Annotated in this window: 29 protein-coding genes; 28 read left to right on the plus strand and 1 reads right to left on the minus strand. The window is 38.5% G+C overall.

Annotated features, from left to right (window positions below; genetic code table 11):
• Nucleotides 1–97 precede the first annotated feature (97 nt).
• The 11 genes from BCY91_RS17485 to BCY91_RS05960 all read left to right on the plus strand — a co-directional run bounded on the left by BCY91_RS17485 (nucleotide 98) and on the right by BCY91_RS05960 (nucleotide 10,745).
• A complete protein-coding gene (locus BCY91_RS17485) occupies nucleotides 98–406 on the plus strand; it encodes a hypothetical protein (RefSeq protein WP_131829027.1) in 309 nt (102 codons plus the stop codon).
• Nucleotides 407–696: 290 nt separating this feature from the next.
• Nucleotides 697–1,464: a ParA family protein gene (locus tag BCY91_RS05915; protein ID WP_120180741.1), complete on the plus strand. Its 768-nt coding sequence runs from the start codon at nucleotides 697–699 to the stop codon at nucleotides 1,462–1,464.
• A 12-nt stretch (nucleotides 1,465–1,476) separates the two neighbouring features.
• A complete protein-coding gene (locus BCY91_RS05920) occupies nucleotides 1,477–1,881 on the plus strand; it encodes a DUF3408 domain-containing protein (RefSeq protein ID WP_078704227.1) in 405 nt (134 codons plus the stop codon).
• 2 nt (nucleotides 1,882–1,883) lie between these two features.
• Nucleotides 1,884–2,519, plus strand: a complete 636-nt coding sequence (locus BCY91_RS05925; RefSeq protein WP_078704228.1) for a conjugal transfer protein TraD — start codon at nucleotides 1,884–1,886, stop codon at nucleotides 2,517–2,519.
• A gap of 30 nt (nucleotides 2,520–2,549) precedes the next feature.
• A complete protein-coding gene (locus BCY91_RS05930) occupies nucleotides 2,550–3,902 on the plus strand; it encodes a hypothetical protein (protein ID WP_078704229.1) in 1,353 nt (450 codons plus the stop codon).
• Nucleotides 3,903–4,226: 324 nt separating this feature from the next.
• On the plus strand, nucleotides 4,227–5,414 hold the full coding sequence (locus tag BCY91_RS05935) for an AAA family ATPase (RefSeq protein WP_120181096.1): 1,188 nt from the start codon (nucleotides 4,227–4,229) through the stop codon (nucleotides 5,412–5,414).
• A gap of 3 nt (nucleotides 5,415–5,417) precedes the next feature.
• Nucleotides 5,418–7,898, plus strand: coding sequence for a S8 family peptidase (locus tag BCY91_RS05940; RefSeq protein ID WP_120181097.1), 2,481 nt, complete (start codon nucleotides 5,418–5,420; stop codon nucleotides 7,896–7,898).
• A gap of 27 nt (nucleotides 7,899–7,925) precedes the next feature.
• The gene (locus tag BCY91_RS05945; protein WP_078704232.1) at nucleotides 7,926–8,171 is read left to right on the plus strand and encodes a DUF2188 domain-containing protein; all 246 of its coding nucleotides are present in this window, start codon (nucleotides 7,926–7,928) and stop codon (nucleotides 8,169–8,171) included.
• Nucleotides 8,172–8,487: 316 nt separating this feature from the next.
• Nucleotides 8,488–9,189 carry a multiubiquitin domain-containing protein gene (locus BCY91_RS05950; RefSeq protein WP_078704233.1) on the plus strand — a complete coding sequence of 234 codons (702 nt, stop codon included), beginning with the start codon at nucleotides 8,488–8,490 and terminating at the stop codon, nucleotides 9,187–9,189.
• Nucleotides 9,164–10,342 carry a ThiF family adenylyltransferase gene (locus BCY91_RS05955; RefSeq protein WP_055134006.1) on the plus strand — a complete coding sequence of 393 codons (1,179 nt, stop codon included), beginning with the start codon at nucleotides 9,164–9,166 and terminating at the stop codon, nucleotides 10,340–10,342. Before BCY91_RS05950 ends, BCY91_RS05955 begins: the two co-directional genes overlap by 26 nt.
• Nucleotides 10,329–10,745 (plus strand): DUF6527 family protein, encoded by a 417-nt coding sequence (locus tag BCY91_RS05960; RefSeq protein ID WP_228429325.1) that lies wholly within the window; start codon nucleotides 10,329–10,331, stop codon nucleotides 10,743–10,745. Before BCY91_RS05955 ends, BCY91_RS05960 begins: the two co-directional genes overlap by 14 nt.
• 86 nt (nucleotides 10,746–10,831) lie before the next feature.
• Here BCY91_RS05960 and BCY91_RS05965 read toward each other — a convergent pair whose 3' ends face one another.
• Nucleotides 10,832–11,968 (minus strand): DUF3800 domain-containing protein, encoded by a 1,137-nt coding sequence (locus BCY91_RS05965; RefSeq protein WP_120181098.1) that lies wholly within the window; start codon nucleotides 11,966–11,968, stop codon nucleotides 10,832–10,834.
• A 181-nt stretch (nucleotides 11,969–12,149) separates the two neighbouring features.
• On the opposite strand from BCY91_RS05965, the gene BCY91_RS05970 reads away from it, so the two are divergent.
• The 17 genes from BCY91_RS05970 (at nucleotide 12,150) to BCY91_RS06050 (ending at nucleotide 26,000) form a co-directional block, all read left to right on the plus strand.
• On the plus strand, nucleotides 12,150–12,455 hold the full coding sequence (locus BCY91_RS05970) for a DUF4134 domain-containing protein (protein WP_026706465.1): 306 nt from the start codon (nucleotides 12,150–12,152) through the stop codon (nucleotides 12,453–12,455).
• Nucleotides 12,456–12,466: 11 nt separating this feature from the next.
• Nucleotides 12,467–12,799: a DUF4133 domain-containing protein gene (locus tag BCY91_RS05975; RefSeq protein ID WP_078704236.1), complete on the plus strand. Its 333-nt coding sequence runs from the start codon at nucleotides 12,467–12,469 to the stop codon at nucleotides 12,797–12,799.
• The gene (locus BCY91_RS05980; RefSeq protein ID WP_078704237.1) at nucleotides 12,796–15,300 is read left to right on the plus strand and encodes a TraG family conjugative transposon ATPase; all 2,505 of its coding nucleotides are present in this window, start codon (nucleotides 12,796–12,798) and stop codon (nucleotides 15,298–15,300) included. Before BCY91_RS05975 ends, BCY91_RS05980 begins: the two co-directional genes overlap by 4 nt.
• A gap of 27 nt (nucleotides 15,301–15,327) precedes the next feature.
• Nucleotides 15,328–15,960, plus strand: coding sequence for a DUF4141 domain-containing protein (locus BCY91_RS05985; protein ID WP_050378373.1), 633 nt, complete (start codon nucleotides 15,328–15,330; stop codon nucleotides 15,958–15,960).
• Between the two features lie 2 nt (nucleotides 15,961–15,962).
• Entirely contained in the window at nucleotides 15,963–16,958 is a 996-nt protein-coding gene (gene traJ / locus BCY91_RS05990; protein WP_120181099.1) for a conjugative transposon protein TraJ, read from the plus strand.
• Nucleotides 16,959–16,977: 19 nt separating this feature from the next.
• Nucleotides 16,978–17,601 (plus strand): conjugative transposon protein TraK, encoded by a 624-nt coding sequence (gene traK, locus BCY91_RS05995; RefSeq protein WP_002978256.1) that lies wholly within the window; start codon nucleotides 16,978–16,980, stop codon nucleotides 17,599–17,601.
• Between the two features lie 11 nt (nucleotides 17,602–17,612).
• Nucleotides 17,613–18,041, plus strand: a complete 429-nt coding sequence (locus BCY91_RS06000; RefSeq protein ID WP_115170870.1) for a hypothetical protein — start codon at nucleotides 17,613–17,615, stop codon at nucleotides 18,039–18,041.
• A gap of 13 nt (nucleotides 18,042–18,054) precedes the next feature.
• Nucleotides 18,055–18,294, plus strand: a complete 240-nt coding sequence (locus BCY91_RS06005) for a nitrogen regulatory IIA protein (protein ID WP_113264926.1) — start codon at nucleotides 18,055–18,057, stop codon at nucleotides 18,292–18,294.
• Nucleotides 18,295–18,328: 34 nt separating this feature from the next.
• Nucleotides 18,329–19,669: a conjugative transposon protein TraM gene (traM, locus tag BCY91_RS06010; RefSeq protein WP_120181100.1), complete on the plus strand. Its 1,341-nt coding sequence runs from the start codon at nucleotides 18,329–18,331 to the stop codon at nucleotides 19,667–19,669.
• Between the two features lie 24 nt (nucleotides 19,670–19,693).
• A complete protein-coding gene (gene traN / locus BCY91_RS06015; RefSeq protein ID WP_078704242.1) occupies nucleotides 19,694–20,587 on the plus strand; it encodes a conjugative transposon protein TraN in 894 nt (297 codons plus the stop codon).
• Nucleotides 20,588–20,607: 20 nt separating this feature from the next.
• Nucleotides 20,608–21,168, plus strand: a complete 561-nt coding sequence (locus BCY91_RS06020; RefSeq protein WP_078704243.1) for a conjugal transfer protein TraO — start codon at nucleotides 20,608–20,610, stop codon at nucleotides 21,166–21,168.
• 12 nt (nucleotides 21,169–21,180) lie between these two features.
• The gene (locus BCY91_RS06025; protein ID WP_120181101.1) at nucleotides 21,181–21,630 is read left to right on the plus strand and encodes a DUF3872 domain-containing protein; all 450 of its coding nucleotides are present in this window, start codon (nucleotides 21,181–21,183) and stop codon (nucleotides 21,628–21,630) included.
• A gap of 106 nt (nucleotides 21,631–21,736) precedes the next feature.
• Nucleotides 21,737–22,009, plus strand: a complete 273-nt coding sequence (locus BCY91_RS06030) for a molybdenum ABC transporter permease (RefSeq protein WP_120181102.1) — start codon at nucleotides 21,737–21,739, stop codon at nucleotides 22,007–22,009.
• A gap of 209 nt (nucleotides 22,010–22,218) precedes the next feature.
• A complete protein-coding gene (locus BCY91_RS06035; protein ID WP_120181103.1) occupies nucleotides 22,219–24,300 on the plus strand; it encodes a hypothetical protein in 2,082 nt (693 codons plus the stop codon).
• 2 nt (nucleotides 24,301–24,302) lie between these two features.
• Nucleotides 24,303–25,277 (plus strand): HNH endonuclease, encoded by a 975-nt coding sequence (locus BCY91_RS06040; protein WP_078704247.1) that lies wholly within the window; start codon nucleotides 24,303–24,305, stop codon nucleotides 25,275–25,277.
• Between the two features lie 131 nt (nucleotides 25,278–25,408).
• The gene (locus BCY91_RS06045) at nucleotides 25,409–25,720 is read left to right on the plus strand and encodes a helix-turn-helix domain-containing protein (protein ID WP_078704248.1); all 312 of its coding nucleotides are present in this window, start codon (nucleotides 25,409–25,411) and stop codon (nucleotides 25,718–25,720) included.
• Nucleotides 25,701–26,000 (plus strand): helix-turn-helix domain-containing protein, encoded by a 300-nt coding sequence (locus tag BCY91_RS06050; protein WP_078704249.1) that lies wholly within the window; start codon nucleotides 25,701–25,703, stop codon nucleotides 25,998–26,000. The genes BCY91_RS06045 and BCY91_RS06050 overlap by 20 nt, the downstream gene beginning before the upstream one ends.
• The last annotated feature ends 246 nt before the right edge of the window (nucleotides 26,001–26,246 follow it).

Consider the following 26,246-nt stretch of genomic DNA (forward strand, 5'->3'; position numbering starts at 1 on the left):
AATCCATTTTAAAATCCATACAAAACCCTGACTTCGGAAGGTGTTTTCTGCCCCCTGCAAAGGGCAAGTTGTTTTGAGCATCGGAAATCATTCCGAGATGCTCAAAACACAACTTGCCGTGTTCTGTAGAACACAAAAATCCGCCCTGCGGGACGGATTAAATGTAACAGGGAAAAACGGCTCGATGCCGTTCCCGTTGCCCTCCGATTTGTCAAAAGAATTTTGCATAAATCCATTAATAAAAATCATTGTACAAAGTAAAGCCCTGTTTACGAAAGCATTGTACTGTATAGCAGTGCCAAACACTGCCTTTGAACGCCAAACACTGCCACACCGCAATCAGCGGGCAAATCAATCGCTTTATTTGCCGTATAATTTTAGTGCAGGTAGTAAAAAATGTATCTAAACAAAGAAGAAAATCAGGTTTGCAAACAAGCGGTTTGGAATAAAAGCATAGGGTTTTAAAAGCATAAAACAATAAAAGTGTAAAAGCATAAAAGCGGTAAAGCAATTTACCTGTTGCAAGTTTTGCCACTTGCTAAAGAATGTGCCTTACAAGGCAAAAATGAAAGCAGATACCTATGCAGGAAAGTACCCAAAAGGGAATGCAGGAATATAGGAATGAGGTAATAATCAGATAAACCAATATTCAATCCTGCAAAACAAATAAAGTGTGTAACAATAAATTTTTAAATAATGGAAACAACAAAGAAAACTTTAAAAATCAGCTTCTCCACCCAAAAAGGCGGTGTGGGAAAATCTACAATGACCACTTTACTGGCAAGTGTGCTTCACTACCGTTTAGGTTTTAATGTGCTGGTGATGGACTGCGACTTTCCGCAACACAGCCTGACCAATATGCGTGAACGGGATAAGAGAACCATAATGCAGAACGACTACCATAAAAAAGCGGCAATGAAGCAGTTTCAAGCAATCAACAAAAAAGCGTACCCGATTATTAAATGTAAAGCTGAAACGGCTCTGGAGAAAGCATCGGAATACAGAAGCCAGTCGGCGGTTGTGCCAGATGTGATCTTCTTCGACCTGCCGGGAACAGCCAATACTAAAGGCGTTTTGACCACTTTAAAAAAAATGGACTTCATCTTTTCGCCCATTACTGCCGACCGTTTGGTAGTGGAAAGTACATTGGGCTTTACCAAAGCCTTTCTCGGACTTCCCCAAACGGACGAGGGCAATCCCGAACAAGAGATGTGGCTGTTTTGGAACCAGGTGGACGGCAGGGAAAAAACAGGTTTGTATGATGTGTATCAAAGTGTCATCAAGGAACTCAACCTGCCCATAATGGAAACAAGGATAATGGATAGCAAGCGTTTCCGAAAGGAAACAGACGATACAGGTAGTTATGTATTCCGGTCAAGTTTGCTGCCTGCCGAACCACAGTTAATGAAAGCAACTAAAATGGATTTGTTTGTCGAGGAATTTTTAAAAATCACTCATCTATAAAAATAGTAAAGTATGGCTTCAGATAACAAAAACAACGATTTTGAAAAGCCCAATGTTGATGAGGAATACCTTATGAACGTCATAAGCGGCGATGAGCCTGTTGCTCCACCGAGCAATAACAAAAAGCAGGATGTACCAAAGGAAACAAAGCCCAGGGAAAAAGCCCGTAACAGTTCATCAAAGAAAGCGGACTACGAGGAAACATTTTTGGTCAATCGGTTTCCATCGGGGCGTAACGGCAAGGTAGTTTACATACGCCCTGAATACCACGAAAGATTGCTCCGCATCGTGCAACTGACAAGAGAGGAAAGAACAACGCTTTACTCTTACATTGACAACATTCTTGAACATCATTTCAGAGAGTACGGGGACGATATTACCGATTATTTCAACGACCATTTTAAACCCATTTTGTAGCTATGGAAATAGTAATTGTGATATGCCTGCTGATTGTCATTGTACTGCTATTGCAGGATAAGATTGTCATTCATAAAAGGTCGAAACAAGAACCTCCGCAGAAGAAAGTCAATCCGAACCTGCCCGATATTATGGGCCAACCAAAACCCGTAGAACGCCTTTCAGTGCCAAACACTGCCACTGAACGCCAAATTCAGGAACCGGAGATAAACCCTGCTAATTTAGACATTGAATACGACGAAAATGAAAACGTAGGTATTCAAATTCCGCAGGAAGAGCTGGACGAAGTTTTCAGAAAGATACCTGATTTGGAAGAAGAGGAAGAAGAATGGAACAGGTACGGAATATCCGGTGGTGATGACGGTTTTGCCCAAGGGGTTACCTTTGAAGAACTAAGCTCCGTGGGGGTGTTGCTCCAAAAAGAAGAATTGGAACCAGCCCAAAAGGAAACAGCGATAGCCATAGTTCAAAAAATACAGGGAACCGAATTATTCAGCCTATTGGAAAATTCTATGGAAGATGCTTCCCGAAGAATAGCCGAGCTTTTGGATAGCACCCTTTCATCTGAAACGGAAGACAGTTCTTCCACTTTGCGGAAAAGTGATTTGAGTGATTTTGACATTGGGGAGTTTGTATAGACTTTCCTTTGTCTTTTAAAATAAGAAAATATGGAAAATGGATTGCCAAATACTAATATAGAACCGGGCAGTTTGCTTGATCTGCGTTTGAATAAAGGCATACTACCTACTATTGATATTGCAGGTCATACATTCTATGTGGATTTACGCATGAACAAACTACGGCCAAAGGACGACTTTATATCCAAAGGCATAGACTTTACTGAAATAAAAGACTACTATGATCGTGACAGACGGGCATTTGTTATTCCCTATAATCCAACAAAACGCGAATTTCAACAGGACGATGTTTCTAAAATGACCGAACTGCCTACTGATATTATCATAGTGCAGTTTCCCAATCAGTATGAATTGGATATAGTGGGATGGAATAGAAAGCATGATAATAGCCTAACTGATCAGGATGTGAAACAAATGCACTTTGAAGCGCGTACCCTGCCGTGGATAGATACCAATGTGATTGAGCATATAAAACGTAATGTCGCTGAACAGCTACAACCAAAAGAAGAATATATTGTCAACCAACCAAAGGACAATCTGTATAAGATACCCACGGATACACAAAGGGGACTTCCGACACATAAAGTATTCGGAACAGAATTTATAGTGGATGTAAATCAATTGGAACTCCGTGAAAAAGCCAATCCGAAAAATGTAATTTCTCTATCCGATATGGAAGAAAAAGCAGTACAAGGTTACAGATTTTGGTATAGCCCAAACACTAAGGGCTTGACAACGTACGCCGAACCGGGAGCAAAATTGGCAGAGATACCTGACTTTGTAAAACTTGACCCGATCGGAATGGCAAAAAAGCATAACATTTCAGAAGACAAAATCGATGCTATGGACGATTTCAAACTAATGGTTGATCAGGATGCGTTCGATAAAATTGCTTACAAAGGTATTATTCCAACGATAGATATTGCGGGGCATACCTTCTATATTGACTTATTCAATGACAAATTGCACCCTAAAGATGATATCTGGTCACGGGGCATCATCTTTTCCGAACTCAAACATTATTATTCGTACAAAGACGACACCTATACAATTCCGTACAATCAAGGGACACATACCTTTCAGGAAGTGAGCCTCAATGTCAAGGAGATTCCCAAAGACCTTATTGTTGTACAAATTCCCGGCAAACGTACCCTTGACCCAATTGGGCAGAATAAGACAAGTGACCTGAATACTTCGGACTATTTAAAAAAAAATGGAGTGCAACTGCAATTTGAAGCCAAAGTAATACCGTGGCATCAGACCCGTTTTGCGGAAACTGTAAAGCGTAACAATGGACAAGAAATTAAAACTGAGCAAAAAAAATCCACTAGTACAAAGCAAGAGGAAAGTGAATTCAGCAAAAGAAAAGGTCGCAGAATGTGAATTCAGCATGCTAAAAAGCTAGCTATTGGGCAGTTACCTTTTCTTTGAAACTGAAGTTTATTCTTTTGTTTTGTGGAAAATGATTTTGGAGAATTTTGACATTGGGAGTTTGTTTGATAGCAAGCTCCCTTTTCTATTTGCAATGCTCCCCATTTATTAATATTCATGAAACATACTCACTTTCATGTCGTTAAACTTATTTTTAATAGAAAATAGAAACTAAAATATTTTTTTGGAAATTTATATTAAAAAATGGAAATAAAAATCTTGTTTTGGAAATTTATTACTATATTTGCATTTATAACTTAAGAAACAAATAAGCAAATGCTCAAATATTTCAGTATAGTACAAGCTCTAAGCAGATCCGCATTGGCAACGCCGAATGAAGCTGTCACGCATCAAATTAGAAGATTAAAAGAAAGTCTGGAAAAAGATGGGTTTGCTAAAGAGGCAAAGTCATTGGAGGCTTTGTTGACTGCTTCTGAATCATCGCTTGACATGTCTCCAAGTAAAATCCAAAGATCTTTCGTTGTTTTAAAAGGCGAGGAAGTAACTCCTAAGACATCGATCCCTGTAGATAAGGAGACATCAACACCATTGGCAGAGATTTTTTTCCCTGATGATCTACCAGAAAAAGCCCCAATGTTTGATGGTAATATCCAGCTTGCTATTCACTCAATTGTAAATGAATGGAGTAAATTCGATCAACTTTTAGAAATTAATGCTACCCCTGCTAGTTCCTGCTTAATTTATGGTGCGCCAGGAACTGGTAAAACACATTTAGCAAAGTGGATTGCAAAACAAATTGGACTACCTGTAGTACTGGCAAGGTTAGAAGGGCTTATGTCTTCGTATTTAGGAACTACATCTCGAAATATTGGTAATCTGTTCGCTTTTGCTAATAGGTATAAATGCATCTTACTTCTTGATGAGTTTGATGCAATTGCTAAACTCCGTAACGATCCACAGGAGGTTGGTGAAGTAAAAAGAGTAGTCAATACGTTGTTGCAAAGTCTAGATTCGCGTCATGAAAAAGGTTTTACCATTGGTGTAACCAACCATGAAAGTCTTCTTGATCCCGCTATTTGGAGAAGGTTTGATATACAGGTTGAAATTCCTAAACCTTCTCCCGAAGTAATGATTCAATTACTCAAGAATTTTATTACGCCTTTAGAATTTAATGAAAGTGAGATTAAATTTTTAGCATGGTGCCTTGATGGTTCATCAGGTGCTGATGCAGAAATGCTTTCGAAATGGCTAAAGAGAGCTTTTGTCTTAGAAAAGAAAAGCAATATCGTAGAAGTAATGAAGCAATTTGCTGTGCTCAACTCTGGAAGGGTAGACACAAAAAAGAGAAATGTTATGGTTCACAGTGATGAAGATTTTATAAACATGCTGTTAAACGATAAGGTTTACTCTTTTAAACAGAAAGATCTGGCATCATTGTTCGGAATGACCCCGTCAACTTTGAGTAAGCAGCTATCGAAATTTAAAGATTCTGAAAAAATATAAGTTATGGCAAATAGTCCTGTTCAAATAGTATTAAATAGCGATGCTTTTATCGAGGCATTAGAAAATAATGGAGGCGGTGGTTCTAAAGACTTTTTTGCCGGAAATGATACTGAATTCATCGAGCATCGAGATAATATTCAAAATCAGCTTAGTGAGATAAAGAGCATGCAATTGGTAAATAGTTTTGCTAAGGTTTCTTATGCGAAAGTTACATTAAAGCAAACGGCATTAGCAAAAAGTCATCGTCCAACTTCACAAGTTTTTAAAAGGGATGTTGCTCCTATAATTGGAGCTGGAGATTTGGGAGAATTATTTGTCGAACTGACGCCAGAAAGTATTGATAAAATAAATACTAAAGTTGGACAGGCTGAACCCGAAACAAGATATAAAGAAAAGAATGGGAAGAATGAACCTAATCCTTCAAGATTAAGAAGTGAAGTCGGTGCAATTGAAGGAATTAGCCCATATACTGCAAGTGACAAAAGAAATTTTTCTGTTAAAGAAGCCGTAAAATGGCTATCTAATCCTCAAACTGGCGGTTCGTATATGGTAGAATTGTTTGAAGCTCCTCCGGCGAGGCAAGATTGGGATTTACTAAGTAAATACAAATTCGATTTGTTTGATAGCTTTTTTGGAGGGCTAACCATTTTAGGCACAGGCTTATTTGTGTCAAGAATTACTACCGGTCAAGGCTCATCTGTTGTGTTTGGTGTCAAATTAGAAAAAACCGATTCAACTCCCGTAATACAGCTTTACTCATCATCAACAGCAGGCAAATCAGGAGAGAAAAAATCTATTGACCTAAACTTGGAGAGACATAACGAATTATTAGAATATTTGGGAAATCATCCATTGGTAAAAAAAGTTACTCTTCCTCCTATCATTACACAAAGCTCAACTGTCAAGTCTCAGGTCAAAGGTGAAAACTTTACTGTTCTTGCTCCTGATCATAAAGGCTCATATCCAAAAATATGCGTTGTAGACGGAGGTGTTTCAGATGTTTATGGTGACTGGATAGAAGATCGTTGGGGATTAATTAGCAGCATGGACAAAGACGAAAATCACGGTACTTTTATAGCTGGATTAGCAATATTTGGCCAACAATTAAATGGAAAGGCTATTTGCAGGGAAATTGATGGTTGTAAAATTATAGATCTTGATATATTACCTCGTGCTGATAGATATAGCTCGTACTATTCAAAACCTCTAGAATTTTTTAATGAACTTGAAACTGCTGTTCAGGAATTAAAAGCTAGAACTGGAGTTCGAATATTTAATTTCAGCCTGAATATAGAAGAGCATGCATCAACTACAGGCTATAGCGTTCCTGCACAAATTTTGGACAAAATTGCAGAAGAAAACGATGTCGTTTTTGTTATTTCGGCGGGTAATACGCATCCTAGAGATATTAGAAAAGAATGGCCTGTGGATCATTTCGATGCATTAAAAATATTAGCTTCTTCGAGAAATGACGCTATTAAAAAACCAGCTGAAAGCTGTCGTAATATTAGTGTTTCAGCTTTAAACCCTCCGCATCTTGAAGGTGTTGTTCCTTATGCTCTAAGCAGTTACAGTTGTCGAGGACCTGGACTACGAGTAGGACTCAAACCTGATTTTGCTCATATTGGTGGTTCTGGGACTAGTCACCCAACTTTAGGACATGGTCTTCTATCTTTAGACCCAACGAGTAATATTGTAGATGGTTGCGGAACTAGTTACGCAGCTCCTAATGTAGCAAAGACTTTAGCAAGTCTTGATCATTCGATTGAAGGTATAGTTTCAAGGGAAACACTAATCGCTCTTGGAATCCATCATGCTGTATTGCCAGAGTCCCTCAACGACAAAAATTTGAGAAATGTCTCCAAACACTTGGTTGGATTCGGTATGCCGGATGGTTCTGAAGACATTTTGAACGGAAATTCATCTGCAATAACATTAGTATTTGCAAACCGAGCCATAAGTGGCCATAAAATGAGTTTTAAATTTTCATGGCCGTCAAGTTTAGTAAGGGATGGTAAATGCTTTGGGCACGCAAAACTCACCATTGTAAGCACTCCAAGATTTGATTACAGATTTGGATCTGAGTTTGTCAGAATAAATATCGACGCAGCTCTGAGACAGCTACAAAATAATGGTAACTATAAAGGAAGGTTGAATGCAATTTATACGCCAGAAGATGGTGACGGAAGTTTATATGAGAAAGATCAGATTGAACATTCTTTCAAATGGAGTCCAGTGAAAGTTTATGAAAAAACTTTCCCCCGAGGAGTTGGACCATCGACAGAATGGAAACTAGATGTAGAGTACTTGTCAAGAGATGGTGTAACTATACCAGCTGCGGGTGTACCATTTACAGCAATACTAACAATTTCAGATCCTAATAGTGAGAAACCAGTATTTAATGACATGCGACAAATGCTACAGTCGCTTGGAGTCCAGGCGGTTGACATCAAAACTGCAGCTCGAATTATACCAAGAGTTTAATTTAAGAATTTAAAAAAACATATAATTATGGCAAATTACCATGTAACACAAAAAAAAGGGCAAGACGGATGGAATGTCCAGAAGGAAGGCGGCAAGAAAGCTTCAGCAATTGCCAGTACTCAAAAGCAAGCTGAACAACTAGCAAAACAGTTTTCATCAAATAATGGCGGAGGAGAAGTTAGAATACATCGCCCAAATGGTGGACCAATTAGAGATAGTGACACTGTTAAACCCGGAAACGATCCAAAATCAGTAAAAGACACAAAATTTTAATGAGAAAGAGGCGGGTAAGAAAATAAAAAACCAGGCGAAAATCACCTGGCTTGATTCCTTAAAGGAAACAAAAGCCCTTGCAAGGCTCTTGGTAGTAATGTTTTTGCACTTCAAAACTACCTCCTTTATTTGAAATAAACAAGCTTTTCGTGATTTTAAACCTCCTGCCGGTACAATTCAGGTAGTGGGGCTTGGTATTAATAGTATAAAATTTCAATTGCATCAGAATTAAACTATCGCAGGGTACGCCCTATTTATTGCCGAAATGATAAGCAATAAGCAATTAAATATTAATTAATATCAATTTAAATTCAAGATGAATTCAAATAAACATGAAGGGGAATCACATTCCCAAAATCCAAAAGCACCTCTAACATTTGTAATAGAAGGTAAAGAGTATGAAGCCTTTGACCAGTACAAAACAGGAGCAGAATTAAAACAGCTTGCTGGGATACCTTTAGATACCGAGTTGTTTTTGTCAATTAGCAAACCTTATCAGGATGAGCTTATTGAAAATGAGAAACAAGTTAACTTGGCTCGACCTGAAACCGAGTATTTCTTTGTAAAGAAAAAGCTTCAGTTTTTCATTAATGACAAGCCCTTTACTTGGTATAAGCAATACATCAGAGGTGCTCAAATCAGAGAACTGGGTAATATACCTGTTGAAGATGATATCTTCCTTGACATCAAGGAAGGTTGGCAAGACGATCAAATATTAGATGATGAAGTCGTTGATTTAGCTCGTCCGGGTAAAGAGAAGTTTTTCTCTAAGCCTAGACCAACGGAGTTTACAATCATTGTGAATGCTCGTCCACATACTTGGAAAGAAGCACACATCTCTTTTGAGCAGTTGGTTGTGTTGGCTTTCGGATCATACGATAATAACCCAAACAAGGGTTATACGGTTACTTATAGCAGAGGTTGGGAACCAAAACCGGAAGGCACAATGGTTAAAGGTTCGATTGTTCGTGTAAAAAATAAAATGATCTTCGATGTCACAGCAACTGATAAATCATAGTCCTGACCTTAAACGTCTAAGAGACGAAGGTTATGAGATCGAGGTACGTGGTGGATATTTACTTATCCATCATATACCCTTTGTAGATCAAAACAATCAAATCCAATATGGAATATTGGTAACTACGCTTACATTAAGTTGTAATGAACGAACGGGAACTCCGGATAACCATGTTATACATTTTATTGGGGATAACCCCTGTGAAATTGATGGTACAGTCATTACAGCAATCCAGCATAGCAATACTACTTCTGTACTAAACCATCAGGTTACGGTAAACAGATCTTTTTCAAATAAGCCTGCTGCTGGATATCCGAACTACTATGAAAAAGTCAAGAGGTATGCAGACATCATTTCCGCACCTGCTAAATATCTGGACCCTTCAGTTACGGAAAAGACTTTTAAGGTCATACCGGACAGTGGTAATGAAACAGTATTTGAATATATTGACACCAATTCCAGCCGCGCAAACATCGAAATGATTAATGCAAAGTTAGAAAGGCAGAAAATAGCAATTATTGGGCTGGGCGGTACTGGAGCATATATTCTGGATTTGGTAGCTAAAACTCCGGTAAAAGAAATCCATATATACGATGGGGACACCTTTGACCAGCACAATGCTTTCCGTTCTCCCGGTGCAGCGTCAATGAATGATCTGTACGAAAACCCGAGAAAGGTGTCTTATTATCAAAAGTTGTATTCAAACATGCGCAAGTATATCCATGGGCATGACTACTATGTAAAGAAAGAGAACTTACAAGAGTTGGATCAAATGGATTATGTATTTGTATGTGTAGACAAGAATGCCGTAAGGAAGATAATAACGGATTATTTGGTAAGTGTAGATGTCGCTTTTTCCGATGTAGGTCTAGGGGTTAACGTAGTTGATGATAAACTTACAGGTGCTGTAAGGGTTACTTCTGCTTCTCGTGATAAAAATGATCATCTGCCCCTCCGCATTTTTTCGGAAGACTCTGATAATAATGAATACGCTACCAACATTCAGGTAGCTGAACTGAATGCATTAAATGCTGTTTTTGCTATCCTGAAATGGAAGAAGTTATCTGGAATTTATGTTGATCTGGAAAATGAATATCACAGCTCATATTCCATTAGTGTGTCTAAAATTTTCAATGAGGATGTTACACCATAAATTTGTTGAGTTCATTCCTGAAAAGGTTGAGGAGGGCGTTTTGTATGTATCAATAGAATACTGTACTGCAATACACAAATGTGTATGCGGATGCGGTAATGAAGTGGTGACCCCGTTATCTCCGACAGATTGGAAACTGACTTTTAACGGTAAAGCAGTTACGCTTCACCCCTCTATAGGCAATTGGAATTTTGAATGTCAGTCCCACTACTGGATAAGGAACAATAAAGTTGAGTTTGCTGGTCGTTGGACAGAAAGAGAAATCCATTTAGGTAGAGAAAACGATCTAAAACATAAAGAAGAATATTTTGAAATGCCAGATATTCCAAAAAAAGAACCTGTTGTTCAAGAAATCCCTAAACTTACTATTTGGCAGAAAATCTCCAAACTCTTTCGATTGTAGAACTTTAATTTTATCTCTATAAAGCCGAGGGTAATTCTTCGGCTTTATTTTTATAATTGACCTTAGGTTATCTGATACTAATTAGGTTATTTCCCAGAAATAATCTCGCATAACTCTCCAAATTTCATTACCTCTTCATAACTATCTGTTGCGTGCAGAAAGGCGGGGTTTTTCTGGTCTGATTTAATAATAATATCAATAAATAACTTCATATTTTCTAATTGTAAAGCTGAGAAAGAGTCGATATCCGCTTTAATTTCTTCCATATTGTGTGTATTCCTGTAATTGGTATATTTACCCATGAAACCAACGAAAATATCAGATAGTTGTGTCAAACGGCTATCCTGAGAATCAACAAAAGAATAGTTTTTAAACTCTACTCCTTTATCTAGGATTCTATACTCATTCAAAGCTTCTCGGATGGAATCCTCATTATCGAATATATGAGTTGAATTCTTGAAAGTGTAGATGGGTCTAAGATAAAAATGTGTCAGATCTGCCAGCAGAACATAATCTTTTTCATCCATAACAAAAGCTAGTTCGCCTTTCTTTTTAGACTCTTTCAATATCTGCCGTAACGATTCCAACCCAAAATTAAATTCAGGTAACTCAAGATATGCTTCAAAAAGACTACTCAATGCTTCTATGAAATCAACAATTTTCTCAGGTTTAACATTAGGATATTCGAAAGCATAAAAAAGTTGAACGACAGCATCTATTTCAAGACGACAGAGTTTGTACAGGTCATTCTTCATTCGATTGTCAAATCCAGGTCCTAATTGCATAGCTGCGTCCGAATTCATTATCGCAGAATCTACAATATCCACTACAGACCAGTACAGAATATTTAAGCTTGAATAATGGACATAAAGATCGTTATCTTTTAAAAAGCGAAAGAAGAGATTTAACTTCTGGGATTTGAGACAATCAAGAAAATCTCCAAATGCGATATGTTTGAATTTAACTTCCTTGGCTGTTTTTTGCAATTTAAAGCTATCTATCAAAGGTTGTACATCTGACACTGCTCCCTGATGTAGAAGTCCGCCCAAAACAAAGTTAGCTGTAAACGTATAATTGAAATCGTTTTCTTTTACATAGAACGTTTTGATATTATTGGTTTCATCATAATAAAATATATATGGTGTTGTAAAATCAACTCTTGGATTGAGTAATCGGGCAAATTGATTAGCAGCTTCTATTTCTGCTATTTCAAAATCAATCATATTGTTAGCATATTAAAAATAAATAAGTGACTAAGTTATAAAAACACCTCTTACAAAGCCACTCACCGCCAAACAATTCCTCTGACTGCCACTTTGTTAGACCGCCTCATTTTCTGAAACACTTTTGTACCTAAAGCTCACAAGGTGTGGGATAACAGTAACAAATTTATGTGTTTCAATTATGGAAAAACAAAGAAAAAAAGTTTTGCTGGCAGCCGTGGCTATGCTGTCAGGAATTGGTGCTTTCGCACAGGGAAACGGTACAGCAGGTATCAACGAGGCTACCCAAATGGTAACGTCGTATTTCGACCCCGCAACCCAATTAATTTACGCCATCGGTGCAGTGGTCGGGCTAATAGGAGGTGTTAAGGTGTACAACAAATTCAGTTCGGGCGACCCCGATACATCCAAAACTGCGGCGAGCTGGTTCGGTGCGTGTATCTTCTTGATTGTTGCAGCTACCATCCTGCGTTCATTCTTTCTTTAATCCTTTGCTTTATGAACAGTTACAACATAAACAAAGGCATCGGAAGAACGGTGGAATTTAAAGGATTGAAAGCACAATATCTGTTCATCTTCGCTGGCGGACTTCTCGGTACGCTTATCCTGGTGATGATACTGTATATGGCAGGAGTAAACTCTTACATCTGCCTAATACTTGGAGCTGGCGGTGCTTCCCTAATCGTGTGGCAGACCTTTTCACTGAACAGAAAGTATGGCGAACACGGACTGATGAAGATAGCCGCCAATAAAAGGCATCCCCGCTACATCATCTGTCGCAAGCCTGTAAACCGCTATTTGAAATTCACTTCTAAACAGAATGCCGTATGAGAAATGTAGCAAAGACCACCACATTGGAAAGCAAGTTTCCTTTGCTGGCAGTAGAAAACAACTGCATTCTTTCCAAAGATGCAGACATTACCGCCTGCTTTGAGGTTCGTTTGCCGGAACTGTTTACCGTAGCTTCGGCAGAATACGAAGCCATTCATTCTGCCTGGCACAAGGCCATCAAGACCTTGCCAGATTTTACCGTGGTCCACAAGCAGGATTGGTACATCAAGGAAAATTATGCTCCGGATCTATCACAGGAAGACCAAAGTTTTTTGGCTAAATCCTACCAACGCCATTTCAATGAGCGACCGTTCTTAAACCATTACTGCTACCTCTTTTTAACCAAGACAACCAAAGAGCGTATGCGTATGCAAAGTAATTTTTCATCGCTTTGCAAAGGTTCGCTGATACCAAAGGAAATCAGGAACAAGGAACCGATACACCGCTTTATGGAAGCGGTGACACAGTTTGAACGTATCGTAAACGATAGTGGTTTTATAACGCTGCAACGCCTTACCGAAGATGACATCATCGGAACTGACGAAAAGCAGGGATTACTGGAACAATACCTTACGCTATCGAGGGATGCGGGAACACCGATGCAGGACATCGCACTCGGAACAGAAGAAGTCCGTGTCGGGAACAAAAGGTTAAGCCTGCACACGCTTTCGGACACGGACGACCTACCCGGAACGGTATCTGCCGATACTCGTTTTGAAAAGCTATCTACCGACCGTAGCGACTGCCGTTTGTCATTCGCCGCACCGGTGGGCTTGCTGTTAAGCTGTAACCATATCTACAACCAATATTTGTTTATAGACAACAGCGAAGACAACCTGCAAAAGTTTGAGAAATCCGCAAGGAATATGCACTCACTTGCTCGTTACAGCCGTGCCAATCAGATTAACAAAGAGTGGATAGAAAAATATCTGAACGAAGCCCACAGCTTTGGACTGTCTTCTGTTCGTGCTCACTTCAACATTATGGCGTGGTCGGATGACCCTGCGGAACTGAAACAGTTAAAGAACGATTGTGGTAGTGCGTTGGCACTGATGGAATGCAAACCACGCCACAACACTACGGATGTAGCCACATTGTATTGGGCTGGAATGCCTGGCAATGCAGGCGATTTTCCGAGTGAGGAAAGTTTTTACACTTTTATTGAACCTGCTTTGTGCTTATTTACAGAAGAAACCAATTACCACAATTCGCCATCGCCATTTGGCATCAAGATGGCCGACCGTTTGACCGGAAAGCCTATCCATTTAGATATTTCGGATTTACCGATGAAGCGTGGAATTATCACGAACAGGAACAAGTTCATACTTGGTCCCTCGGGAAGTGGTAAATCGTTCTTCACAAACCATATGGTACGGCAGTATTACGAGCAGGGAGCTCACGTATTGCTGGTAGATACAGGTAATTCGTATCAGGGTTTATGTGAACTCATCAAAGGAAAGACGAAAGGTGAAGACGGTGTGTACTTCACTTATACAGAAGACAATCCCATTGCCTTTAACCCTTTCTATACCGATGACGGCGTTTTCGACATTGAAAAGAGAGAAAGTGTCAAGACTTTGATACTCACACTCTGGAAACGTGATGATGAACCGCCAACCCGTTCAGAAGAAGTGGCTTTATCCAATGCGGTAAGTGGATATATCGAAAGAATAAAATCGGACGATGTTTACCCATCATTCAACGGCTTCTATGAGTATGTAAAAGGAGATTACCGTAAAGTATTGGAAGAGAAACAGGTAAGAGAAAAAGATTTTGACATTGCCAATTTTCTCAACGTACTGGAACCTTACTACAAAGGTGGCGAGTATGATTATTTACTGAACTCCGATAAGCAGTTAGACCTGCTTTCCAAACGCTTTATCGTGTTTGAAATTGATGCGATTAAAGACCACAAAATCCTCTTTCCCATAGTCACAATCATCATTATGGAAGTCTTCATCAACAAGATGCGTAGGCTGAAAGGTATCCGCAAACTCATTCTGATTGAAGAAGCGTGGAAAGCGATAGCGAAAGAGGGAATGGCAGAATACATAAAATACCTCTTTAAAACAGTTAGGAAATTCTTCGGAGAAGCGATTGTCGTTACACAAGAGGTCGATGATATTATCCAGTCGCCCATTGTGAAAGAAAGTATCATCAATAATTCCGATTGTAAAATACTCTTAGACCAACGCAAATATATGAACAAGTTCGATGACATACAGGCGATGTTGGGGCTTACGGATAAGGAAAAAGGTCAGGTACTTTCTATCAATATGAACAATGATGCAAGCCGCCTTTACAAAGAGGTTTGGATTGGCTTAGGTGGTACGCACTCGGCAGTCTATGCCACCGAAGTTAGTTTGGAGGAATACCTCGCTTACACGACCGAGGAAACCGAAAAAATGGAAGTGATGCAGCTTGCTGCTGAACTCGACGGTAACGTAGAACTCGCCATCAAGCATATCGCAATGCAAAGGCGTGACAAAATAAATCAATAGTCATTAACATTTTAAAATTCAGAAACAATGAAAAAAGTATTGTATCTGGTGTGTACGGCACTTATGCTCGCCGTAGCACCGTCAGCGAAAGCCCAATTTGTAGTAACTGACCCTGCAAACCTGGCTTCAGGGATTATCAACAGTGCGAACGAAATCATACAGACTTCTTCCACCGTGAGCAATGTCGTAAAGAACTTTAACGAAGTGAAGAAAGTGTACGACCAGGGCAAGGAATATTACGACAAGCTAAAAGCGATCAACAACCTTGTGAAAGATGCCCGAAAGGTGCAGCAAACCGTACTCTTAGTTGGCGATGTATCCGAAATATACGTTCAGAATTTTGGTAAGATGATGAACGACCCAAATTTTACACCGCAGGAATTGGTTGCTATAGGCAATGGTTATTCGGCACTGCTTAATGAAAGTACCGAACTGCTAAAAGAATTGAAGCAGATTATAACCTCTTCAAGCCTTTCGCTAAACGACAAAGAGCGTATGGATATTATTGATCGTGTGTACAAAGAGGTAAAAGATTACCACAGTCTTGTACGCTACTACACCAATAAGAACATTTCTGTAAGCTACCTGAGAGCGAAAAAGAAAAACGATGCCAAAAGGGTTCTTGAACTCTATGGAACTGCTAACCAAAAATATTGGTAAAAATGGAATGGGATAATCTTCACGAACTCCTGCGTTCACTTTATGACGATATGATGCCGCTTGCAGGCGATATGGCAGCGGTAGCTAAGGGATTGGCGGGATTGGGAGCGTTGTTTTATGTGGCATTAAAGGTTTGGCAGGCTTTAAGTCGAGCAGAACCTATTGATATGTTCCCGTTGTTGCGTCCATTCGCTTTGGGGCTTTGCATAATGTTCTTCCCAACCATCGTGTTGGGAACCATTAATGCAGTATTAAGCCCGGTGGTTACAGGAACCCACGCCATACTCGAAGACCAGGTACTTGATCTCAACAAACTGCAAGAGCAGAAAGACCAATTGGAATACGAAGCAATGGTACGAAATCCCGAAACCGCCTATATGGTATCAGACGAAGAGTTTGATAAAAAGCTGGATGAATTGGGCTGGTCGCCATCGGACGTTGGTACAATGGCAGGAATGTATATGGACAGGCAAGCCTACAAGATAGAGAAAGCAATAAAGGATTGGTTTCGCAATTTATTGGAAATACTCTTTCAGGCGGCGGCTTTAGTTATTGATACCATACGAACATTTTTCCTGATAGTCCTTTCGATACTGGGGCCAATAGCTTTTGCTATTTCCGTTTGGGACGGATTTCAGTCCACGCTCACGCAATGGATCACGAGGTATGTAAGTGTTTACCTGTGGCTTCCTGTTTCCGATTTGTTCAGTTCGATGTTGGCAAGAATACAATCCCTCATTTTAGAACGGGATATAGCAATGCTTGCCGATCCAACTTACATACCCGATACGAGCAATACGGTGTACATCATCTTTATGATTATCGGTATCGTTGGCTACTTCACAATTCCAACAGTAACAGGTTGGGTAATCCAAGCTGGAGGTGCAGGAAACTTTACTCGTAATGTAAATCAAACAGCGATGAAGGCAGGAAACCTTGCGGGTGCTGGTGCAGGATCTACAGTAGGAAACATCGGCGGTAAACTGATGAATAAATAACAATAAATCATTCAAAAAAATGGAATTTAAAACGCTAAGAAATATCGAAAACAGCTTTAGGCAGATAAGACTATATGCCATTGTGTTTGCGGTTCTCTGTATTGGCGTGGTAGGATATGCCGTATGGCAGTCCTACCGCTTTGCAGAAGAACAACGCCAAAAAATCTATGTATTGGATAACGGCAAATCTTTGATGCTTGCCTTATCGCAAGATGCAAGTATCAACCGACCTGTGGAAGCAAGGGAACACGTCAGACGTTTTCACGAGCTGTTTTTTACACTTGCTCCCGACAAAAACGCTATAGAAAGCAATATGAGCAGGGCATTCAATCTTGCCGACAAAAGTGCCTTCGACTACTATAAAGACTTGTCAGAAAAAGGCTATTACAGTCGTATTATATCAGGAAACGTACAGCAACGCATCGAAGTAGATAGTGTGGTCTGCAATTTCGACACCCATCCTTATGCGGTACGAACCTATGCAAAACAATTCATCATTCGGTCAAGCAATGTAACCAGACGTAACTTAATTACTTCCTGCTACCTAGTCAACTCCGTTCGCTCTGACAACAACCCACAAGGCTTCAATATCGAAAAATTTGCAGTCGTAGAAAACAGGGATATAGAAGTCATCGAACGCTAAAAAATAATCTTATGGAAGCATTATCAGATTTAAACACGTTTGCAAAAATCCTTACCGACAAAGGATATAACGGCTATTTCCATACGCAGGGTGCGTATGCCGGAAAGTTGAAAGAAAGTATCAGCGATTACCTCGAAAGCTGCCAAAAAGGTACAGACAGTTTACCCAAACAGGATTTATTGCTGACAGGCTACCTACAATGGTCGGGTGATGACAAGCCTCGTGTCGAATGCAGTATGTGGGTAAAATATCTGAACGGGAAATTCTCTCTCAACAAAATGGAGGTGGCAAGGAAAGACCAATTCGGACAACTGCTGAAAAAATCGGAACTGACAAACCTGTCTGTAATATCTACACCTAAAGCGGCTGAGGTAATCGCTTTGGTCAATGATGAACAAAAACAAAAGGCAGGTAAAAGCCCTAAGCGTTTCAAGCTCTAAAACAGAAAAAGGCATGAAAAAATTAAGAGCAAATATGGACAGATATTTTGACAAGCTGGACGAACGCTGGCGGGAGTTACCCCTACGAAAACAGCACCAATATACGCTGTACTTCTTTGTAGGTTACCTGCTGCTTACCATGGCAGTGATTGGCAAAGTAATGTACGATACCTCAAAATCCGGTAACGATATAATCATTGAGCATATCGAAAACCCTGTCCTCAAAAAAAGTGAAAGCCCTGCAAGATTATAGGACACATTATCAACAATTCTAAAAAATAAGATTTATGAAAGAAAATGAGAACAAAAAATCGGTTGTTCGGGTAACGGAAGGAAACCCGACAGCAACCGCTGATGCGCTGCAAGACGGTACACAGAATAATAAGGAGAAGCTCAAAAAGCCCTTAGTCTTCGGTTTAATGGCGATTGTCTTCGTGGGTTGTATGTACCTCATATTTAAACCGTCCGAAGATAAAAAAGCGATTGAAAACATCGGGCTGAACGATGCAGTACCAGAAGCTACCGGAGCCGGAATGCCTGCCGACAAAGGCAAGGCGTACGAGCAGGAAATGCTGGAAAGCAAAGAACAGGAAAAGCGTAATGCTTTAACTACGCTTTCTGACTATTGGAATACCGAAGACAAAGAAGAACCGATTGCCGAACAACTTCCTGAAGAAGACCAAAGCAACAGCTATGGCAGAAATTTAGGAAGAAACAACAATCCTGGGTTGAACAGCTATCGAAATACCCAAAGTGCATTGAGTTCTTTTTATCAGGATGATAACTCGGAAACAATGGAGCTCCGCAGGCAACTGGACGAAATGAAAGAAAAGCTGGCTGAAAAAGATGTGCCACCCGTTGCTACTGTAGATGACCAACTTAAACTAATGGAGAAATCCTATGAAATGGCAGCAAAGTATCTGCCGAAAAATACGACTACTGAAAATGCAACACCTGCTAATGGTGCTATTCCGGGTGCTGTTAGTGCTGCGGGTACTAACCAAAAAGAGCATTTTGTATCGTTTACGCCTGCAAGAAAGAATGCCGTATCAGCCCTCTACCGTAAGCCTACGGACAGTGCTTTTTTAGCCGATTGGAGCGAAACAAGAAACCGAGGGTTTTATACTGCCGGTTCTACCCAGCAAGCGGTACAACCGAAAAACAGCATCAAAGCCTGCGTACACGATGCTCAAACAGTAGTTGGCGAAACGGGTGTGCGTTTACGATTGTTAGAGCCTGCCCAAACGCCACAACGTACCATTCCAAAAGGAACGATTGTAACGGCAAATGCCAAATTTCAGAATGGAAGGCTACAACTAAAAATTACCTCGATAGAACTGGAGGGCAATATCATTCCGGTAGATATAACAATTTACGATTTGGACGGGCAGCAAGGCTTATCCGTTCCATATTCGCCCGAAATGAATGCCCTTACCGAAATGGCAGGCAATATGAGCCAGACAGGGGGTACAAGCGTAATGCTCACACAGAATGCCGGACAACAGGTTGCCGCAGATTTAAGCAAAGGAGTAGTACAGGGAATTTCGGGCTATTTCGCCAAAAAGGTAAGAACCCCAAAAGTTACGCTGAAAGCAGGACATCAGGTCTTTCTTGTATCTAAAAAATAATGTTGAACTCAAATAAATAAAACAATGAAAAATCATTTAAAAACCTTTTGGGCTTTTGCCCTGATACTCGGCTTTGCCGTACAATCTTATGCACAGGACAGCATCAGAACTCCGCTTGCATTAGGCAAGATAGAACCTTACAAAATGGAAGTGACCTACGATAAGACTTCGCACTTGATTTTCCCGACCGCTATCCGTTACGTGGATTTGGGAAGCGAATACCTGATTGCAGGGAAAGCGGAAGATGCGGAAAACGTTTTGCGTGTAAAAGCAACGGTTAAGGATTTTGAAGCGGAAACCAATTTTTCAGTCATTACGAATGACGGACGTTTTTACAGTTTCAATGTGTATTACAGTTCCTATCCCGAAGCATTGAGTTATGACCTGCTTACGATGCAAAAGGCGGTGGATAAAGCCAACGGTAACGATGTGCTTTTTGAGGAATTGGGCAACAATTCTCCCTCGTTGGCAGGCTTGCTATTGGAAACCATTTACAAAAAGGATAAGCGTATTGTAAAGCATATCGGGGCTAAGAGTTTTGGTATACAGTTTATTCTTAAAGGCATTTACATACATAACGGCAAATACTATTTCCATACAGAATTAAGAAATAAAACTAATGTGCCTTTCGGGATTGATTTTATCAATTTCAAAGTAGTGGATAAAAAGGTAGCCAAACGTACCGTAGTACAGGAACGCCCGCTGATACCGTTACGCACTTACAAGCCATTGGACGAGATTGGTGGTAAATCGACCGAACAAAACGTGTTCCTGTTAGATCAATTTACCATTGCAGATGACAAGGTACTGCTGATTGAAATTTTCGAAAAAAACGGAGGCAGACATCAGACACTACAGATAGAAAATTCCGATTTAATCAAGGCTCGTTTGGTTAATGATATGCACCTAAAATTTTAATAACCCTTTAAAGCAATTATATGAAAAAGTATATCTATACCGTGATGCTCATCTTGATGGCCATCACGGTTACACAGGCACAAAGAATGCTTCCAAAACAGAAAGGATTGGAAATAAGTGCAGGCGTATTATCCGATGATAAAATCGGCAATGATTATTACCTCAACATCGGAATGACCGTGAACGGTAAAAATGGTAACTACCAGCTTTGGGCGTTGGAATACACGCACCAATACCACGATTATAAAGATCTCCGCATACCACAGGAAACCTTTACTGCCGAAGGTGGTTACAGCTTCTTCCTGCTGGGCGATGTTCGTAAGAACATCACACTGAACTTCGGGATAACAGGCGTAGTCGGTTATGAAAGCATCAATCGTGGCGAAGCGATGTTGTATGACGGAGCAAAGATTTTGAGCGAGGACAATTTCATCTACGGAGCAGGCGGTCGCCTCACATTTGAAATATACCTGTCCGACCGATTTGTGTTAGTTCTTCAAGGGCGTACAAAGGTTTTATGGGGTACGGATTTGCAACAGTTCCGACCATCCGCAGGTGTGGGATTAAGGTTTAATTTTTAAAACGTAAAAACGATGATAGCAATCTTCAATAAATTCAGAATAGCATTACTGCCTATATATGTAATGCTGGCAATCCTAACAGCTTCGGTTTCTCTGGTATCTTGTAGCAAAGACGATGAACTCGAAATACAGAACGATTTTCCTTTTGAAGTAAACGTGATGCCAGTTCCCAAAGATGTAGCCAACGGGCAGACTGTAGAAATACGCATTACCATACAACGTAAAGGGAATTACAGCAACACGCAGTATTTTCTCCGTTACTTTCAGTTTGACGGACAGGGAACGTTGCAATACTACGATGAACCGCCATACCTGCCGAACGATTTATACCCCTTACCGACAGAGCAGTTTCGCTTGTATTACATTTCAACATCTGCCGTGTCACAGTCCTTTGAGGTTTGGATTTCGGACAGCTTCGGAAACGAAAAGCAGATAAGTTTTCAGTTTAACAGTAGTGATTAGTATAGTATCAAAAAGAAGTCCTGCCGCAAAAGCAGGATTTCTTTTTTTGGAGTGATCGAAGCTAAATTTTTGTAAATTTAAAAGGTGAATTTAAAGTGTTTTTGTTATGATCGCATCATTGATAATAGGCATCATATTTTTGGTTGCAGGCTTGGGACTTCGCTACTGGATTAATCGGCGAAAGTTTTACAGGCGTGGTCCTATGGGAGCAGAAGGATTTTCATCTTATGAAAGTTCGGTTATCATTAAACTGCTTGAAAAATTTGGTAAGTGGGTAGCTTATGCACCGATTATTTTTGGGCTGTTATCGCTTTGGGTTTATTCTCGTGAGAAAAAAGAAATGGAAAAGCAGAAGGTAGCAGTGGAAAGTATTCGGTAGAACAATAATTGAAACTCATCAAACAGCAATTATTCAAATTTATATAGTAGATGGTATAGATATTACGAGTTTTCGGTAAAAATATAAAGCTAATTGAGCAAATCTAGCACTTTTATAGTACCAGAATGATTAATTAAACCTTTATGATCTCACTGTAGAGGAAAAAATAATGTAATTTAGATCACTAATAATTACAATTATGGTACAGAATGAGTAACAAAGAAAACTTCAAAATTATAGCTATTAATGTTGGTAAAATGCTACCAACCAAAGACACTCGTAAAAATTCTTTATTGACTTTAGATGCTTCAAAAAATTTAAAAAACAATCAAATTTACCAATTCCGAAATGAGTATCAATTTCGGAAAAATGACTTTTCAGAGGTAGAATACATACCTAAAACAGATGTCAATTTATATGAACTAAAAACCTCAATAAATAATATTCCAATTAACATTAATGCTGTTGTAGGTGGAAACGGTTCAGGTAAAAGTACTTTAATAGAATTAATATACTGGGCAAATTACAATATTGGAAGTATTCTAAATTTATTAGAAGATGAGAACCGTAGAAAACGGAAACCTTTTAAATTTTTAGATTTTGAACTTTTGTATTCTGTTGATTTGAACACTCTAATAAATGTTGTTTTTAAAGAAGGTAATGTTTATCAACAAACCTATAAACGAAACAACAATAAGTTTGTCGCGAATGTTTCAAAGCAAGAGATTAAAAGCATTGATGACTTAAAACAGTTCTTTTATACGATAGTTGTTAATTACTCTCATTTTGCTTTGAACTCTTTAGAAATTGGAGATTGGATTAATCCTTTATTTCACAAAAACGATGGATATCAAACACCTATTGTATTAAATCCAATGCGAACCGATGGTATTATTGACATCAATAAAGAAAAATATTTGCTCACAAGAAGATTATTAGCCAATCTTCTTGAACCTATAACCGAAGGGCAAGAAGAAAACAGTTTACGCAATATTGCAAACAATAAAATTGCATCTGCTTTGGAACTGTCATACAATCCTAATCCTAATGCAACCCTAGAAGAGCCCATAGATTCAACAGTAAGAGAAAAATTAATTGAAGCCTTTCAGCAACATTTTGAATTTCAAATAACAGAACAACAACTTAATAATGATTTATTTGTGAATGTTACACTTTCGTACATTCATAAGAAGCTCATTAAAATGGCTTTTTCTGATTATAAAATATTCAAAAGATATAGAGAACCGAAAGAAAGAAATATAAAAAATATAAATGCGTATATCAGGAGAATAAAAGAAAGTGACAGTCACGCCGTTTTCAAAGTAAAAGGAGCTATTCTTTACTTAAAATATTATCAGACCTTGTTACCCAATCTCGATTTAAAAAAACCTTTCAGTTTAGAAATTGATGGATTGTCAAAAACGATACAGGAGATACAGAAAAAAGAATCATTTATGGTGAATACCTTTATGATGTCACCTCCTTCTTTTTTCTATATTAACATAGTCCCAAAAGATGGTTCTTCATTTGGTTCTTTAAGTTCTGGAGAAAAACAAAAAATACATAGTATTAGTTCTATTGTATATCATCTTATTAACCTCAATTCTGTTGAACAGCTAAAGGAAGAAAAAGCAGAAGAGTCCGAAAAAATAATTCATTACAACTATATCAACATCATATTAGACGAAATAGAACTTTATTATCACCCTGAATGGCAAAGGACATATATTGCTGATCTATTAGATTATATTGGTAAAATTAATCCTGAAAATTTAAAACACATTAAAGGATTAAACATAACATTTTTAACGCACTCCCCATATATTTTATCAGACATTCCGAATGCTTTTGTTTTGAAATTAATCAAAGGAGAGCCTTATATAGAAGGCAACGAAACCTTTGGCGCAAATGTACACGACCTCTTAGCAAATGACTTTTTTATGCAAAAGGGGTTTATGGGGGAATGGGCAAAAAGTCAAATAAAATTGGTTATTGAAAGTCTCACATTGAAGATTAACAATAAAAAGATAGAATCGCTCAACGGTCTATTAAATGAAGAGACCGAAAAAAATAAAATTGCTATAATAAAAGGTGAGATTAAATCTATTGAAATTGAAAATTCTAGGCACAAAGAGATAGATCAAAGTCAATGCTCTTCTATTATATCAATAGTTGGTGAACCAGTTTTGTATAATAGTTTAATGGAACTGTACAGTCAAGCATTTCCAAATGATGAAACCAATTTCATTCAATCACAAATTGACAAGCTAACTAAACTATTAAACAAATAATCATGATTTCGTTACATATAAATAAAGCAAAAAGTGTTCAGGAATTTTTTAAAGTAGAAATAGAAGAACAAAGAAGTTCTGCACTGCAAAAACTTCAGGCAATTAACGCAAACATATTTGATCAAGCTGAACAAACTTACCTTAACAACGTCATTACTCAATTTCAAGATATTTCATTTTTAACAAAAAGCCCTTTAGAAATAGAAGCTATCAAAGGAATGGTTGGGTCATTGCCTGCAAATTCCCGTTTTGAGACGGTTAATGGAGTACTCAAGCCCATGAAAAAACAACTAACTCATTTTATTCAAAATGCCCTTAACTATACAAATTGCCGAGATAAATTTTATCCAAAATATTTCAGAAAGATTGGAATAAAATCTTGTGTTTATTGTAATTCTCAATTAACTGTTGTTATCACTAAAAAGAACAACGAAATTGACGCAAGACTCGAAGTTGACCACCACTATCCTAAAAGTGATTTTCCGTTTTTAAGCATTTCGTTATTTAATTTATATCCCTGTTGTGCTTCTTGTAACAAAAGAAAAAGTTCTACACCAATCAATTTTTTTCTTTATACAGATATCACATCAAAACTATCAAAATCCGATTATAACTTTAAAATCACTAAGTCTTCCGAATGTGATTATTTAGTGACGAAAGATGCTGAAAGCATTGAAATTCTATTTAATGATGTATCTACAACAGTAGCTGGTCATCAATCGCTACAAAATATGTTCAGTATAAAAGAAATTCACGATACTCAAAAGGATATTATAGCAGAATTGATTGTCAAAAACCAAATTTATAATGAAAGTTTCAAAGACATTCTTCAAAAGAGCTTTTCAAAATTATCATTAAGTCAAAATGATTTTGATAGAGTAATTGTAGGTAATTATACCAAAGAAAAAGATATCCATAAAAGACCATTTAGCAAAATGACAATGGACATTGCTAAACAATTGGGGCTGATTAAATAAAACGCATTGTAAACAAAATTGAATCCTAGTTTTAAGCCAAACACTTCCTTTCAAAGCCAATCAATACCAAAACTGCCAAAACTGCATTAAGCCTCTTTAATTTAGACTTCCACGGAAAAAACAAGCAAACTATGGAAGTTATTGCAATACAAAAATCCGCATTGGACGAAATGAAGAATGAGCTATGGGAACTTTTGGAAATGACCGAAAATGTTGTACAGAAATACACTCCGATTTTCAAAGAAGAAAAGTGGCTCGATAACCAGGAAGTGTGCCTGATGATGGATATTACCAAACGGACTTTGCAGACCTACAAGGACAAAGGCTTATTACCATATTCCAAACTGAACCGCAAGAATTATTACAAACGATCGGACGTACAGGCTTTACTCGAAGCCGGACAGCCGTACAATAACAATGACAATGGATTTACTGACGAATGAAGCCGAAGAAATCATCGCCCATCAGGAGATAATAATGCAGTTGAGAAACCGTATTGAAGAAATATTGAAAAACTACCGTCCTGTAATGAATGGAGAAATATACCTATCCGGCGAGGATATGTGCCGGTTATTGCATATCAGCAAACGGACTTTACAGCAGTACCGTGATGATAATATATTGCCATTTATACAGATTGGCGGAAAGATCATCTACAAGGAAAGTGATATCCTGACTATCTTGGAACAGAATTATATAGTCAATAAAACAGGCTTACGGTAACCTTTTGTATCTTATATCTGTTCAAAAAGGAATGAGTTTAGTATATTTGCTATATAAAATATAGAATCTTAAAGTGTTTTTACTTTAAGTCCCACATTGAAAACTGGTAATTTTTAGACAACGGGACGATAAGGAAGAACGCTCATGCCATAGGCGTGGGCGCTCGCTTATTTGTTGTCGGGTATACCAGTACCTCAATGTGCGGTAAGTGTAGTTGCCTGCGCTTTCTTTTTGTGCAGGAAACTC

The organism is Pelobium manganitolerans, assembly GCF_003609575.1.
GTDB lineage: Bacteria > Bacteroidota > Bacteroidia > Sphingobacteriales > Sphingobacteriaceae > Pseudopedobacter > Pseudopedobacter manganitolerans.